Raw genomic sequence first — 14413 nt, 5'->3', positions numbered from 1 at the left:
ATGTTTGGTGGCGATGGCGGAGGGGTTCCACACGTACCCATCCCGAACACGACCGTTAAGCCCTCCAGCGCCGATGGTACTTGGACCGCAGGGTCCTGGGAGAGTAGGATGCCGCCAAGCGAAGAACCACTGCCGATGATCGGTGGTGGTTTTTATTTTTTTCGGGACTATGTTTTATGGTTATAAATGTAGAGAAGGATGATAGTAATAATATAAAAGGGATGGGAAATGAATGTAACCGTTTTGTTACTCCTGGCAGGGGAACTGAATATATAATAAGTTAGGAACTTAGTTGGATAAACCGGGATTAAATAGGGAGCTTTGGACCTTTTAGGGCGTTAATCTAATTAGGGTAAGGAGGAGAAATATCATGAATAGGAAAGCGAAATGGTATTTATTCTGCTTGCTATCGGCTTTGATGCTGTTGTTGATCCTTTCGGGCTGTAACTCCGTTAATTCGTCGTGGAAGGTGTATGAGGGTTCGGCTGTAGATAAAAGTTTTCCGGTTCCAAAGGAAGCCAGTAAGGCGGAAGCGGCATTAAAAAGTTCAAAGATGGAGTATGTCCGTTATTCCGTTCCGGGGTTAAAGGAGAACAGCAAACTCCCGGAGGCCTACGAGGAAGAAATCAAGGCTTGGGGTTGGACGGAGAATAAAGATGAACAATCGGGATCCACACGGGTTTTTATAAAAAACGATCAGGTTATTCAATTATCGCTGCAGAAAAATGCTTTTATTTTATATATCCCTAAAACGCAAGATGTGGCTGCCCGCAGTCTGGACGCTACGACTAATAGTCCCTAGGGAATCTACCTTATAGGACAAATGAGTGAATCGGCTTGCCTGTTTGAGTCAAAATAAAAACCTGCTTTCCTATTGATGAGGAGGGCAGGTTTTTTGCGACGTATTTATCGAGTGGAATTTATTGAATGTAATAGGACAATTCCTGGTCCGTAAATTTGATCATCCCATCCTTACGCTGTTTGGTCAGAACGAGGAAGGCGTACAGCCGGGGGAACAGCATCCACAAGTGCCAAAAAAACAAGGAGACGACCAGGCTGACCGGAGACCAAGGGATCAGTATGGCGATCAGGGCTAGGCCGATCCAGGCGTAGTGGAGCTGCGTTTTTCTATAGGTTGAATAACTTATGTATTGGGCAGGGTTGTAGCCCAGCCAAGGCATTTTCCAGGAGAAATGCCAATTAGGACGATAAGAATGGCTGACGATGATAATAACCGAACGGCAGATGACGAATTGAATCCAAAGAGCAATAGGTGCAGCCACGATAAAGGTCAAAATGCTAAAAGCTCCAAAACCTATGATTTCGGCAATCAGGCAGATAAGAGGAATAGCTAGAAGGCTGAGAATCAAAGGTCTTGGGAAAACGGATCTTTTTAAAAGCCGATATTGATAAAAGGTTGCTTTTGTATTTTGGTCAAGATTCATAAACGTTTACAGCCCTCCCTGAAATAACGAGTGCAAGGACACCTGGTTAATATATCGGCACAAAATGAGGGTTTGTTGAGCCAAAGGGGACGGTAATCACCATTTTTGGGCTTTTGGCATAGAATATAGGGTCAAAAGGCTAGCAGACTTGTATAAAAAGATAGATTCTGTGGCATACTGATAGTAAAAGCGACAAGGTGGGATCGCAGATGGAAGACATCATCAAACCGGATGCTCTGTTGAAGCACGATACCGAGGAGACCTGTATTATATGCGGGCAAAATAAAACCCATGGAATAAAGATCGTTTCCGAGTTTATTTGTGAGGATTGCGAAGCCGAGATGGTGCATACGGATGTTAAGGACGATAAGTATGATTTTTTTATTCACCAGATGAAGCAGATTTGGGTGCAGCTGAATGCATAATAAGGATTAAGGGGGCCTGCAGGCGATGCGGGCTCTTTTTTAGCTGTGGAGGGAATTGTGGAGGAATTCGTATACTTCGGCATTTTTATCTTTTAAAATAAAAGGATGAAGCAAGAGTTTGGATGGGAAGTGTTTGAACTGGATAAACAACGAGTTATCGACGCCCCGCTATGGGAGGCGCTGCAGCGCTATAAGAGGGACAAGGATGTTTCTTTTCATGTTCCGGGGCATAAGAACGGAAAAATGTATGCACCTACAGGAAGCGGCCCGCTGCAAGAGGTGCTGGGTATAGATGCTACCGAAATTACAGGGCTGGATGATCTGCATCATCCTGAAGGCGTAATTGAGGAAGCACAGGAGAAGGCGGCCCTTTTCTTCGGGGCCGAGGAGACGTACTTCCTGATAGGAGGAAGTACGGTGGGGAACCTGGCGCTCGTGCTGACGGCATGCAGTCAGCCGGGCGATGTGCTCTTGGTGCAGCGGAACGTGCACAAATCCGTGCTTCACGGATTGATGCTGGCCCGCGCACGGGCGGTTTTTCTGGCGCCGGAGGTGGACGGCGCCAGCGGACTTGCGACCATGCCGTCGCCGGAGACGGTGGGTGAGGCCCTGCGCCGCTATCCGGGCGCAAAGGGCGTGCTGGTCACCCACCCGAACTACTACGGCATGGGAGCGCCGCTAGCGCCGCTGGCGGCGCTATGCCATGCGGCCGGCGTGCCGCTGCTCGTGGACGAAGCCCACGGAGCGCATTACGGATTGGCCGCAGAGCTGCCGCGCAGCGCGCTGTCTCAGGGCGCGGACGGGGTCGTGCAGTCCACGCACAAGATGCTGGGCGCCATGACGATGGGCGCCATGCTGCATGTGCAGGGACCGCTGCTGAACCGTCCGCTGCTCCGCCAGCGGCTGGCGATGGTGCAGAGCTCTAGTCCGTCTTATCCGATCATGGCTTCGCTGGATCTGTGTAGAAGCCTGCTGGAGCAGCAGGGCCCGGCCGCGTTTGCCGAAAGCTTGGCCGCCGCGGCCCGGCTGCGCGAGGGCGTACGAAAGCTGAAGCGGATCGGGATTTTAGAACCGGAAGTTAACAACCTGCCTAATGGTGGTAATAAGAAGTGGGGAAGCAAGCCAGAAGGCGGAGAGAAGCCGGCAGAACGAGACATTCTGGTCCAACAGAAGCTAACGGCTAAACGGGACCTTCCGGCCCAATTGGAGCCTTTGGCCAAACTGGACCCTTCGGCCAAACGCTATAATTGGGATCCTCCAGCCAATCAGAATACGGTAGAGGAAGAGGGAAATACAGTTAATCGGCCTATTCATCACGATCCCCTTAAAGCGGTTTTATTTGACCGCCGGTGGGAATGGAGCGGGTACCAGCTCCAAGAGAAGCTGGAGCAAGGGAAATGCGTGCCGGAGATGAGCGATGAACGCTATACCGTATTGGCTTTGGGACCGGGCACCACGATGGACGATGTTAACCATTTGCTGCAGGTTCTGCATACACTGGAAGCAGAGATGGGCCATTGTCCCGGGGAGGAGATGGGAAACGGGCATCCCCTGCTTTCCACGTGGAACAATCTGAAGGGAGAGGCGGTCTCTGAGCCCGTTGCTTTTGACTTGGCCCCTCCGGTGGAGGAAGAAACGGAAAATATTATGCTTGAGGATGGAGCGGGGCGAATAGCGGCAGAAATGGTGATCCCCTACCCGCCGGGCATTCCGCTGTTATACCCTGGTGAAAGAATTACCGCCGAAACGGCGGCCAGGCTAACGGCATTAAGAGAAGCAGGCGCACGGTTCCACGCTGCCAAGGATTCCGCTTTGCGGCGCATTCAAGTATATTTAAAGGATGATCAAACACCGGAGGAGAAGCAATGATTGACGTGAAACGCAAGGGGCTTTTTATTACGCTGGAGGGAGGCGAAGGTTCGGGAAAAACCACGATGATGCAAAAGCTGGCCAAAATGCTGGAGCAGCGGGGCTTGCCCTATATCGTAACCCGTGAACCCGGCGGCATCCGGATTGCGGAAGGCATCCGTGAGCTGCTGCTGCATCCTGATCATACAGAGATGGATATCCGTACGGAAGCTTTGCTCTATGCGGCAGCCCGCCGCCAGCATCTGGTCGAGAAGGTGGAGCCGGCGCTGGAGCAGGGGACTATCGTGTTGTGCGACAGATTCATAGACAGCAGCCTGGCTTATCAGGGGTATGCGAGGGGGATCGGCATTGCCGAGGTGCTTTCCATCAATGCTTTTGCTACGGAAGGCCGGTTCCCGGATCATACGTTTTATTTGGATATTGAGCCGGAGACAGGGCTGGCGCGGATCGCGGCCGGAAAAGGTCGGGAGGTCAACAGGCTTGACCTTGAGGCGCTGCATTTCCATCATCTCGTAAGGGAAGGCTATCAGAAAGTAGCGGCCATGTATCCGGAGCGGATTACGGTTGTAGATGCATCCATGGGGCCGGAAGAGGTTGCTGACAGCATGAAAAAGCAATTAAAGGCGATTTTAGAGGATTTCGGGCCAAATTTATCAAATAAATAAGAAAATATGCGTTATAATAGATTATAGTACTCTATGCTTCAAACCTGATAAACCGGGGTGAGATATAGCGTACAGGCCTCAAGAAGTTTTATAGGGATTTCCTTAAGTTAATCTCTGTTTTATTTTCATGAAACTAAACTAATGAGGAGGGACTGCAATATGAAGCTGATTGTTGCGATTATTCAGGACAAAGACAGCAACCGTTTATCCGGAGCTTTGGTGAAGGCGAATTTTCGGGCGACCAAGCTTGCAAGTACCGGTGGATTTCTGCGTGCAGGGAACACAACGTTTATGATCGGGGTTGACGATAGTCAGGTCGAGACGGTGCTGGGCGTCATCCGGAGCAGTTGTAAGGTTAGAGAGCAGCTTGTAACGCCTGTAACGCCAATGAGCGGAACGACGGATTCGTATTTGCCGCTTCCTGTTGAGGTACAAGTAGGCGGAGCTACCGTATTTGTGCTCCCGGTCGACCGGTTTGAGCATTTCTAATAGGGCATTAAAGGGATAAAGACAAGGATCGGCAGGCGGGAAACAAATTCCGTTTGCCGGATGGCAGGCGGTTACGGGATCCGGAAGGTTCAAGTAGCCGTTTCTGCATGTTTAAAAATATTCGGTTAGAGATAGGCGGTAGGTCAGGTGAAAATCGAGCCGGGGTACAGACCCTTAACAAGCAATAGAGGATTGTCGGAGGTGGCGGCCAAACAGGTTGCTGCCAAAAGCTTCTCGGACGCCATGCATCAGCAAGGAGAGCAGGCTTCTCAGGAGGAGCTGAACCGCAAGCTTCAAGACATACAGCTTCAAGGAGACCGGCTGGCGCGCTCCATGACCGTACGTGAATTAAAAGCCTACCGGATGATGGTGAAAAGGTTCCTTGAGGAAACCGTTCGCCGCGGCGTCGGCATGAAGGAAACTAAAGGCTGGGACCGGCGGGGCCGGGGAAAACGCTACAAGCTGCTTGATGAAATTGATGCCAGCCTGCTCGGCATGGGTGAAGAGCTGCTGGAGTCGGAGCAGGGCAGACTGGAGCTTCTGCAAAAGATCGGAGAAATTCGCGGCCTGCTGATCAATCTTACTTTTTAGTTTTAAGTCATAAAACCGGCGGGGAATTTTCCAAGTCCAAGCGATATCATTTATGAAGCTTTTTTGTTAAGTCTTCTTTACGGATAAATTAAAGCTTACGGTAGAAAGTGTGAGTGCGATGTTATTTAAAGAAATCGCTGGCCAGGAGGGTCCCAAGAAGCTGCTGCAGAACGGCTTGAGACAAAACCGGATATCGCATGCTTACATTTTTAACGGACCTCCCGGAAGCGGACAGATGGAAATGGCGCTGGCTTTCGTACAGGCCTTGTTCTGCACCAACGGGACGGATGAAGCATGCGGGACCTGTCTCGAATGCCGTAAGCTGCTGCATGGGAACCATCCGGATCTGCAGATTGTCAGCCCGGACGGCGCTAATATCAAAATTGACCAGATTCGCGATTTGCAGCGGATCTTCTCCTACCGTTCCGAGAACGGCAATCCCAAGGCTTATATCATTGATCAAGCCGATAAAATGAATGTGCAGGCGGCCAACAGCCTGCTTAAGTTTCTGGAAGAGCCGCCTTCTCCGGCGGTGGCTATTTTGTTGTCCAGCAATGGCAAAGCCCTGCTTCCGACCATTCAGTCGAGAGCCCAATGGGTGTCCTTCTCGGCATTGGATCCGATGCTGATGCTGCAGAAGCTTAGCGATGAAGGCGTGCCGGATGCTATTGCCCGAAGTGTTGTGCATTTGGCGGCCGGATTGCCGGCCTGCCGGGAATTGGCAGGTCAGAATTGGTTTGCAGAAATTAGAAACGTAGTGTTACAATTAGGGAAGGAATCCGCAGGCAGAGGCGGATCTCCGCTGATAACCGCTCAGCAGAGCGTGTTTAAGGCCGGTTTGGGTGACCACCTGGAGATGATTTTTGATCTGTTCCACTTATGGTTCAAAGATATGATTCAGGCACAGGCGAACAGACACGATCGTATCGTTTTTATAGATGAATGGGAGTTTATCTCCAAGACAGCCGGAACCCGCAGCGCCGGAGCCTGGGTTTCCTGCATGGCATTTGCGGCGGAATCCAAGAAAAAGCTCCGGTACAATATGAATGGCCAGCTTTGTTTAGAGCAATTTTTATTGAATGTAGGACATGCGGTTCCGGCCTGGAACTGAAGAGACAAGCTATCTCCCAGAAGTTGAAGGTTTAGGAAAGCTCAGCTTTCCGCCATTTTTTTATGAACCATGTGCTGATATAAGGGGGTTAGTTTTTGTACACTGTAGTGGGTGTCCGCTTTAAGAAGGCGGGCAAAATATATTATTTCGACCCGCTTGATTTTCCCGTGGAGAAAGAGCAATGCGTGATCGTCGAAACGGCGCGCGGGGTCGAATATGGCAAAGTAGTCATTGGCAAGAAAGTCGTGGAAGAGTCGGATGTAGTGCTGCCGCTGAAGAAAGTCATCCGAATCGCCGATGAGTCGGACAGCAGTGTTGTGGAGGAGAATAAGGCCGCGGCCAAAAATGCCTTCTCCACATGTTTAAATAAAATCAAGGACCATGATTTGAAAATGAAGCTGGTGGACGTGGAATACACGTTTGACCGCAACAAGGTCATTTTCTATTTCACGGCCGACGGACGCGTCGATTTCCGGGAACTGGTAAAGGATCTGGCGAGCATTTTCCGGACCCGCATCGAGCTTCGGCAGATCGGCGTAAGGGATGAAGCGAAAATGCTGGGGGGCATCGGTCCTTGCGGACGTATCCTCTGCTGCTCCTCCTGGCTGGGCGATTTCGAACCCGTTTCGATCAAGATGGCGAAGGATCAAAGCTTGTCCCTGAACCCAACAAAAATTTCCGGATTGTGCGGAAGATTGATGTGCTGCTTGAAGTTTGAGCATGATAATTACGAAAGCGTCAAGGAAGAGCTGCCAAGCGTAGGTAAAATGGTGGTAACTTCTCTGGGGGACGGCAAGGTTGTCGGACTCAATACCGGTTCTCGTACCGTTCATGTTCAACTCTTTGAAATCGGCAAAGTGAAGGAACTTTCGCTCGATGACGTCGTCATCAAGTAAATACCATAGAGACTGACTCTGGGGTGGGAACTTGGAGAAAATAGATATTTTTGCACATTTACAGCAGATGGAATCGCAAATGGGTGAGGCTCAGACCGAGCTGGGGACGCTGAAGCTGGAGGTCAAAAAGCTGCTGGAAGAGAATCAGCGGCTGATGACGGAGAACGAACAGCTACGCAGGGTGCTGAAGCGTGAAGCCGGGGAACCGGGGGAAGCTCCCGCATCGGGCGAACAGGCTACGACCGTCAGCGAGGAAGAGCCCAAAACCGATGTGATCGGAGAAGGCCACGATAATCTGGCCCGACTTTATCATGAAGGTTTTCATATATGCAATGTGTATTACGGGCATTTGAGAACGGAAGGCGACTGTCTGTTCTGCCTGTCATTTTTGAATAAATAAAGGGCCGTAGGTGAGAACCTACGGTTTTTTTTAAGTATGGAATAAGGCAAGACAAGCCCCACTTTTGTGGGGTTATTTAATATAGTTTATTATAATAGAAGAAAGTGGTTTGCGGACCGAGCTGAAGCGTCATCTGAAAGGTGCGGAATAAGGGAAAGTGGGGCAGGTAACGTCGATTATGAACGAACGCGTCGAGATTTACGAGCAGGAACGAATCGATGATTTGATGAATCAGGGGCTTAGGCTGATCCAAAGTGATGAGGTGTTCAGCTTTTCCATGGATGCCGTGCTGCTTTCAAGGTTTGCCTCCCTGCCGAAAAAGGGAAGAATACTGGATATGTGTACCGGAAACGGGGTTATCCCCATTCTGTTGTCCGCCCGGACCGGGGGCCAGATTGAAGGGATTGAAATTCAGGAGCGGCTGGCGGATATGGCGCGGCGCAGTGTCAGGCTGAACGGTTTGGAGGAACGGGTAACTATTCGGACCGGGGATCTGAGGGAGCTTACCCGTGAAGTTGGAGCTAACGTCTATGACGTGATCACGATTAATCCGCCTTATATGCCTCTGCAGACCGGGGATCGGAAGCTGAATCCGCACCAGGCGATGGCGAGACATGAGCTGCATGGCGGCTTGGAGGAAATGATTGAGGCGGCGATGCGGCTTCTCCGGCCGGGCGGGAAGTTTTTTATGGTGCATAAACCTCAGCGGCTTGGGGAGATTATTTCCCTGCTGAGGCAGTACAAGCTGGAGCCCAAGGTTATCCGTTTTGTCCATCCGAAGCTGACGCAGGAAGCCAATATGGTTCTGATCGAGGCTTTACGCGGCGGGAAACCGGATATCCGGCTTAAACCGCCTTTGATTGTGTATGAACCGGATGGCAGGTATACGGATGAGTTAATGGAGATTTATTATGGAAACAGTGAGGGAGAAGCATGAAGGAAGGTTTGGAGATCGCGGTACAAAAAAGTTATGCTGATGAAAGCACGGGGGGAGCAGGAAAGCTGTATCTGGTAGCCACGCCAATCGGCAATTTGGAGGACATGACCTTCAGGGCAGTCCGGATTTTGCGGGAGGCGGATTTGATTGCGGCCGAGGATACCCGGCAAACCCGGAAGCTGCTGACGCATTTCGAAATTACGCCCAAGAAGCTGTATAGTTATCACGAGCATAATAAAGCGGCAAGCGGTCCGGAATTGGTTAGACTTATAATAGAAGGAAAAAATTTGGCACTCGTCAGCGATGCCGGTCTGCCGGCCATTTCCGACCCGGGCAGCGACTTGGTCAGCCTGGCGATCGAGCAGGGCATTGATGTCGTTCCGGTCCCCGGGGCCAATGCGGCATTGTCTGCGCTGATAGTGTCCGGCCTGTCCACGGAACGATTTCAGTTTATCGGTTTTTTGCCCCGGGACAAGAAGGGGCGGGAACGTTCAATAAACCGGTTTAAGGGTTACGAAGGAACCGTCTTGATGTATGAATCGCCGCACCGGGTTGTCAGAACGCTGCAGGATTTGCTCGAGCATCTGGGGAACCGGAAGATCGTGTTGGCCCGTGAGCTGACTAAACGTTATGAAGAGATGGCCCGCGGCACGATTGAAGCTTGTTTGGCCTGGCTGGAGGAGCATCCTCCCCTTGGCGAATACTGCCTGGTCATAGAAGGCATTCAGGCAGGAGAACTGGAGGAACAGCAGGGGTTCTGGTGGCAGGAGCTGACGATGGAGCAGCATGTTGCGCATTACGAGAAGGATGGGCTGTCCCGAAAAGAAGCTATGAAAAAAACCGCAGCCGACCGCGGCGTCTCCAAAAGAGATATTTATAATGCGTTGTTATAATCGGGAGAGACAAATACAGGGAATAATTAGAAGATGCATCAACAGATGGACAAAAAAAAGACCTTCACTTGGCCGGGTTCAAGCCAAGGAAGGTACAAGGAGATATGAAAAGGTTAGAATTAACAGTTTCAGTAAACCTATTATAACCTATAACTCTTAATTTGTCACAGGTGTAGGCATTTCGCTGAGGCATTCGTGACAAACAATTTTTCCTTTAAAGTAAGTAACGTTTTCTGCATTGCCGCAGAAGATACAAGCCGGCTCATATTTCTTAAGCATGATCCGTTCGCCGTCGACGTAAATTTCAAGGGCATCTTTCTCACCGATGCCAAGTGTGCGGCGCAGTTCAATAGGGATAACAACGCGTCCCAGTTCATCTACTTTTCTAACAATACCTGTTGATTTCATCATAACCGATGATTGCCCCTCTCGCTATCAATTTAAAATGTCATTATTCGACATGATTCTATCTTTTATGATAATTATAATACCAACCATTGCCATAATAGTCAACCTATTAATGGAAAATATGCGCCACAATTCCTTAAGTTATTTGGGCATGTCCGAGAAATACGCGTTGTATCAGGTTTTTTTGAATATTAGCCGATAATCTAAGGGAAGCGGGATAACCAATCTATAATTCTACATAATTCGACAAAATATGCGAAAATCCTGTTTCTTTTCGACACTAAAGGAGGTATTTATCGATGCGAAAACCGTTGGGTGAAGAAAAAGTGTTCAAAGATCCCGTACATAACTATATCCATGTGCAGGACGAACTGATTTGGGCGTTGATCAATACGCCGGAATTTCAGCGTTTGCGCCGGATCAGGCAGCTTGGGACCACGTTTCTGACGTTTCATGGGGCGGAGCACAGCCGCTTCTCCCATTCTCTTGGAGTTTACGAAATTACGCGGAGAATCATCTCGCAGTTTGAACGGAGCGGGTACAGCGACTGGCCCAAAGAGGAGCGGATGGTCGCATTGTGCGCGGCGCTGCTGCATGATTTGGGGCACGGACCTTTTTCCCATTCTATAGAGGAAGCTTTTGAAATGCACCACGAGGACTGGACCTGTAAAATCCTGCTCGGCGATACCGAAGTGAACCGGCTGCTGAAGCAGATTTCGGAAAATTTCCCGAATAAGGTGGCCGCAGTAATTAGAAAGGACTACGACAAACCGATTGTCGTGAACCTGGTCTCCAGCCCGCTCGACGCGGACCGAATGGACTACCTGCTGCGCGATGCCTATTTTACGGGCGTGAACTACGGGACCATCGACATTGACCGGATTTTGCGGATGCTTCGTCCTTTCCATGGCCGGGTGGTCGTGAAGGAATCGGGGATGCATGCGGTGGAGGATTATTTGATGTCCCGCTACCAGATGTATTGGCAGGTGTACTTCCATCCGGTAACGCGAAGCTCCGAAATCTTGCTGCGGCAAATTTTCCGCCGGGCGAAGGAGCTATGGGCCTCCGGATATTCATTCAAAATGATGCTTGATCCGCTGCCGGGCCTGTTTACCCGTGAACTGACGGTGGAGGAATACCTGCAGCTGGACGAAGCTTTGATCCAAACCGTATTTATGAAATGGCAGCAGGAAGAAGATGTGACCCTGAGAAATTTGTGTGAACGTTTCATGAATCGGAATCTGTATAAATATGTAGAAATTGAAAAAACGGACAGCGAGTCTATTGAAGAATTTAGACAAGCTTTCGAGGCTGCCGGCCTGGATCCGGTTTACGATCTGGAAATTGATTCCCCTGCGGATCTGCCTTACGACGTATTCCGGCCGGAGGATGGGCTTACGACCCATCAGATTCTGCTGCTGGACCGACAGGAAAGGCTGAAGGAAATTTCGGAGGTTTCCGATATCGTGCGCTCCATCAGCGGGATTCACAGAGGACGTTATCAGCTGTATTTCCCGCAGGATAAGCTGCTTCAGGCGAAGGACAAGCTGCCTGCGGCGATCCGGACTTTTTTTGACTTATAAGGAGGAAATTAGAGCATGTTATTTGATACTCATACGCACCTGGATGCGGAACAATTTGACGGGGACCGGGAGGAAACGATAGCGAGAGCTGTTGAACAAGGGGTCACTCGCATGGTAAATGTCGGATTTAATAGGGAAACGATCCCAACGACGATGAAGCTTGCCGAAACGTATGATTTTATTTATGCGGCCGTAGGTTGGCACCCGGTAGATGCGATTACAATGCAGGACGGGGACCTGGATTGGATTGCGGAGCTTTGCCGGCACGAGAAGGTGGTTGCCATCGGCGAAATCGGTCTGGACTACCACTGGGATACGTCCCCGAAAGACGTGCAGCATAAGGTTTTCCGCCGCCAGATCGGCTTGGCCAGAGAGTTGAAAATGCCTATCGTGATCCACAATCGCGACGCCCATGAAGATGTGGTCAAAATTTTACGCGAGGAAAAAGCAAGCGAGGTTGGAGGCATCATGCACTCCTTCTCGGGTAGCTGGGAAACCGCCAAAATTTGTCTGAATATGGGATTTCATCTGTCTTTCGGCGGACCGATTACGTTCAAAAACGCGAGACAGCCTAAAGAGGTACTGGTTCAGGTTCCGGATGACCGTTTGCTGCTCGAAACGGATGCTCCATACCTCACTCCACACCCTTTCCGGGGCAAAAGAAACGAGTCCGGTTACGTCAAATTGGTGGCGGAAGCGGCAGCTGAACTTAAAGGGATAACTCTGGAAGAAATTTCAAGGCTGACAACCCGAAATGCGCTGGAACGATTTGGTATTTGCTGAAAACAGGAGTAAAAAGAACGAAAAAACGAGCATTCGGGACATATTAAAGAATTTTAATCAATAATTCGCTGATTATTACAGATTTTTAACCATTTATTTTTAAATACGTGGTTGATTACTCCTTTACAACCGGTATCCAAAAAGGATAGAATCTTTTCAGTAATCGATTTGCGTAATTGGCTGACGCCGTTACGTCACTTCGATTCTTTGGTTCCATGAACCAGTCTCGCTGAATCTCCGAATGGAGAACGGGGGAACCGATGCAGCTGTCTGCCGGGCATGGTTGTTTACATAAGCCGCAGCTGATTGCATTTGATTTCTTTACGTGAGTCTATGGGGTGAATTTGAGATCATCCGCCATGAGCGGGTGAATCGAGATAGGACGTCTCTCATTCGTCCGAACCCGACAGCTAACCCCGTAAGCGTCTATGAGAGAGGCAACCTCGTGCATCCTATAGCATCCAAGACAGTAACGGAAGCCACGGAAGAGTTCCTCTAACTCTTTTTGCGGCTTTTTTTGTTTTGAATAAAATGCGATAGGGTCATCATATTGTGATCTATACGGCGCAATGGATGAGTCCGGGGCAGACTGGGGAAGGATGCGGAATGCGCGCTTTCCGGCGTATTTCGTACAAAAATCGGTAAATAGTCGCGTCATATACATTTTATATCGACCTAGGACGGCGGGGCTATGGAGGAGGACTGAAGAAGTGGGCTTTTTAAGAACTAACGAAACCCATGAATCACGATCATCCAGTATGTCTTACGTTTTGCGGTGGAGTTATCAAAATGCTCGTCAAATTGCAATCTATGCCATACTTGCTGTTGCGGTTACATCTGTTTTTCTGGCTTATCTTTACACCCAGGGCAAGAAAAACGTGCAGCTGATGATTGACGGCAAGGCAGTAGCCGTAGAAACCCGGCAGGACAATGTGGAAGGTTTGCTGAACGAGCAGGAAGTAGACATTCAGACACAAGACAAAATTACGCCGGCGCTAAGCAGTACGCTGAAGGACGGCGACCAGGTGGTTATCGACCGTGCCGCTCCCGTGACTTTGATTGCGGACGGATCGAGCAGCCAGAAATATACGACAGCAGACACCGTAAAAAGCGCTTTGCTCGAGTCGGGGATTTCCGTCTCCGAGCAGGATAAGGTTTATCCGGAGCTGAATGCGGAAGTGACGCCGAACATGAAAATTCATGTAGTGCGCGTCAACAAGGTGATGGTGAAGATGCCTCAGACGGTGCCCTACACGGTAGTGAAGACTTCGGATCCAAACCTGCTGAAGGGCAAAACGAAGACCATTCAACACGGCAGCAACGGCCAGGTCGTTCATACGATCGAGAAGGTTTTCCAGGACGGGGAAATGATCTCCAAGCGCTGGGTCGGCAAGACGGTAGCCAAACCGGCAACCGTTCAGGTCATCGCGGTAGGCACAAAGAAAGAAGAGCCTAAAACGGAGGTGCTTGCGGCCAGCATTACACGCAAAGCCAATACGGTTTCCGTCAGCGGCACCAATTCGGTCACGAAGAACGGCGTAAGCTTTAAATATAAAAAAGTGCTTAAAAATGTATCTATGACCGCTTATTCTTCGGAAGAAGCCGGCATTGGAACCAAGACAGCATCCGGTACTCGCGTTATGGAAGGCAGAACCATCGCCGTAGATAAAAACATAATTCCATTGGGCTGGTGGGTATACATCGAAGGTTTGGGTTTCCGCCGCGCGGAAGATACGGGCGGAGCGATCAAAGGCAACAAAATCGACGTTTATTACGACACCATTAAAGCGGCAAACAACTTCGGCCGCAAAACGGGCCGCACGGTTTACGTGATCGGGCCTGTCAAACCTGAACTGAACTGATTCGTTTACTTTAGCTTGGGAATTCGCTATTATATTGTTGACTATAGAGTATACAG

The 14413-nt window shown here is 49.9% G+C and carries 16 protein-coding genes, 1 rRNA gene and 1 riboswitch; of the genes, 15 read left to right on the top strand and 2 right to left on the bottom strand.

Annotation, left to right across the window (positions count from 1 at the left end; all coding sequences use genetic code 11):
- The first annotated feature begins 3 nt into the window (after positions 1-3).
- Both rrf and AC3ZPD_RS22400 read left to right on the top strand, forming a co-directional pair.
- Positions 4-120: ribosomal RNA gene (gene rrf / locus AC3ZPD_RS22405) — 5S ribosomal RNA — on the top strand.
- 250 nt (positions 121-370) lie between these two features.
- Positions 371-802, top strand: a complete 432-nt coding sequence (locus tag AC3ZPD_RS22400) for a hypothetical protein (protein ID WP_490986458.1) — start codon at positions 371-373, stop codon at positions 800-802.
- A gap of 118 nt (positions 803-920) precedes the next feature.
- Here AC3ZPD_RS22400 and AC3ZPD_RS22395 read toward each other — a convergent pair whose 3' ends face one another.
- Positions 921-1295: a hypothetical protein gene (locus tag AC3ZPD_RS22395; protein ID WP_490986457.1), complete on the bottom strand. Its 375-nt coding sequence runs from the start codon at positions 1293-1295 to the stop codon at positions 921-923.
- A 359-nt stretch (positions 1296-1654) separates the two neighbouring features.
- Here AC3ZPD_RS22395 and AC3ZPD_RS22390 point away from each other — a divergent pair, with 359 nt between their 5' ends.
- The 10 genes from AC3ZPD_RS22390 (at position 1655) to rsmI (ending at position 9721) form a co-directional block, all read left to right on the top strand.
- The gene (locus AC3ZPD_RS22390; protein ID WP_490986456.1) at positions 1655-1870 is read left to right on the top strand and encodes a sigma factor G inhibitor Gin; all 216 of its coding nucleotides are present in this window, start codon (positions 1655-1657) and stop codon (positions 1868-1870) included.
- Positions 1871-1975: 105 nt separating this feature from the next.
- Positions 1976-3739 (top strand): aminotransferase class I/II-fold pyridoxal phosphate-dependent enzyme, encoded by a 1764-nt coding sequence (locus tag AC3ZPD_RS22385; protein WP_490986455.1) that lies wholly within the window; start codon positions 1976-1978, stop codon positions 3737-3739.
- A gap of 5 nt (positions 3740-3744) precedes the next feature.
- On the top strand, positions 3745-4404 hold the full coding sequence (gene tmk / locus AC3ZPD_RS22380; protein ID WP_490986461.1) for a dTMP kinase: 660 nt from the start codon (positions 3745-3747) through the stop codon (positions 4402-4404).
- Positions 4405-4563: 159 nt separating this feature from the next.
- Positions 4564-4893, top strand: a complete 330-nt coding sequence (darA, locus tag AC3ZPD_RS22375; RefSeq protein ID WP_068699021.1) for a cyclic di-AMP receptor DarA — start codon at positions 4564-4566, stop codon at positions 4891-4893.
- Between the two features lie 147 nt (positions 4894-5040).
- Positions 5041-5484 carry a YaaR family protein gene (locus AC3ZPD_RS22370; protein WP_490986454.1) on the top strand — a complete coding sequence of 148 codons (444 nt, stop codon included), beginning with the start codon at positions 5041-5043 and terminating at the stop codon, positions 5482-5484.
- 118 nt (positions 5485-5602) lie between these two features.
- The gene (gene holB / locus AC3ZPD_RS22365) at positions 5603-6595 is read left to right on the top strand and encodes a DNA polymerase III subunit delta' (protein WP_490986453.1); all 993 of its coding nucleotides are present in this window, start codon (positions 5603-5605) and stop codon (positions 6593-6595) included.
- A 95-nt stretch (positions 6596-6690) separates the two neighbouring features.
- On the top strand, positions 6691-7491 hold the full coding sequence (locus AC3ZPD_RS22360; protein WP_490986452.1) for a PSP1 domain-containing protein: 801 nt from the start codon (positions 6691-6693) through the stop codon (positions 7489-7491).
- A 31-nt stretch (positions 7492-7522) separates the two neighbouring features.
- The gene (gene yabA, locus AC3ZPD_RS22355) at positions 7523-7891 is read left to right on the top strand and encodes a DNA replication initiation control protein YabA (protein WP_490986451.1); all 369 of its coding nucleotides are present in this window, start codon (positions 7523-7525) and stop codon (positions 7889-7891) included.
- 178 nt (positions 7892-8069) lie between these two features.
- Positions 8070-8828, top strand: a complete 759-nt coding sequence (locus tag AC3ZPD_RS22350; protein ID WP_490986450.1) for a tRNA1(Val) (adenine(37)-N6)-methyltransferase — start codon at positions 8070-8072, stop codon at positions 8826-8828.
- 8 nt (positions 8829-8836) lie between these two features.
- A complete protein-coding gene (gene rsmI / locus AC3ZPD_RS22345) occupies positions 8837-9721 on the top strand; it encodes a 16S rRNA (cytidine(1402)-2'-O)-methyltransferase (RefSeq protein ID WP_490986460.1) in 885 nt (294 codons plus the stop codon).
- A gap of 156 nt (positions 9722-9877) precedes the next feature.
- On the opposite strand, the gene AC3ZPD_RS22340 is transcribed toward rsmI, so the two are convergent.
- Complete coding sequence (locus AC3ZPD_RS22340; RefSeq protein WP_094094716.1) at positions 9878-10132, bottom strand: AbrB/MazE/SpoVT family DNA-binding domain-containing protein; 255 nt, start codon at positions 10130-10132, stop codon at positions 9878-9880.
- A gap of 296 nt (positions 10133-10428) precedes the next feature.
- Here AC3ZPD_RS22340 and AC3ZPD_RS22335 point away from each other — a divergent pair, with 296 nt between their 5' ends.
- The 3 genes from AC3ZPD_RS22335 (at position 10429) to AC3ZPD_RS22325 (ending at position 14357) form a co-directional block, all read left to right on the top strand.
- On the top strand, positions 10429-11712 hold the full coding sequence (locus AC3ZPD_RS22335) for an HD domain-containing protein (RefSeq protein ID WP_490986449.1): 1284 nt from the start codon (positions 10429-10431) through the stop codon (positions 11710-11712).
- Between the two features lie 15 nt (positions 11713-11727).
- The gene (locus AC3ZPD_RS22330) at positions 11728-12495 is read left to right on the top strand and encodes a TatD family hydrolase (protein WP_490986448.1); all 768 of its coding nucleotides are present in this window, start codon (positions 11728-11730) and stop codon (positions 12493-12495) included.
- A gap of 217 nt (positions 12496-12712) precedes the next feature.
- Positions 12713-12935, top strand: a riboswitch (cyclic di-AMP (ydaO/yuaA leader).
- 270 nt (positions 12936-13205) lie between these two features.
- Positions 13206-14357 (top strand): resuscitation-promoting factor, encoded by a 1152-nt coding sequence (locus tag AC3ZPD_RS22325; RefSeq protein WP_490986447.1) that lies wholly within the window; start codon positions 13206-13208, stop codon positions 14355-14357.
- Positions 14358-14413 lie beyond the last annotated feature (56 nt).

Source organism: Paenibacillus mobilis (assembly GCF_058267595.1).
This window is presented reverse-complemented; position numbering and strand designations above follow the sequence as displayed.

Coding starts and splice junctions, on each gene's coding strand:
- AC3ZPD_RS22335 (WP_490986449.1), top strand. CDS start 10,429: ATGCGAAAACCGTTGGGTGAAGAAAAAGTGTTCAAAGATCCCGTACAT.
- AC3ZPD_RS22340 (WP_094094716.1), bottom strand. CDS start 10,132: ATGATGAAATCAACAGGTATTGTTAGAAAAGTAGATGAACTGGGACGC.
- AC3ZPD_RS22350 (WP_490986450.1), top strand. CDS start 8,070: ATGAACGAACGCGTCGAGATTTACGAGCAGGAACGAATCGATGATTTG.
- AC3ZPD_RS22390 (WP_490986456.1), top strand. CDS start 1,655: ATGGAAGACATCATCAAACCGGATGCTCTGTTGAAGCACGATACCGAG.
- darA (WP_068699021.1), top strand. CDS start 4,564: ATGAAGCTGATTGTTGCGATTATTCAGGACAAAGACAGCAACCGTTTA.
- holB (WP_490986453.1), top strand. CDS start 5,603: ATGTTATTTAAAGAAATCGCTGGCCAGGAGGGTCCCAAGAAGCTGCTG.
- AC3ZPD_RS22400 (WP_490986458.1), top strand. CDS start 371: ATGAATAGGAAAGCGAAATGGTATTTATTCTGCTTGCTATCGGCTTTG.
- AC3ZPD_RS22330 (WP_490986448.1), top strand. CDS start 11,728: ATGTTATTTGATACTCATACGCACCTGGATGCGGAACAATTTGACGGG.
- AC3ZPD_RS22385 (WP_490986455.1), top strand. CDS start 1,976: ATGAAGCAAGAGTTTGGATGGGAAGTGTTTGAACTGGATAAACAACGA.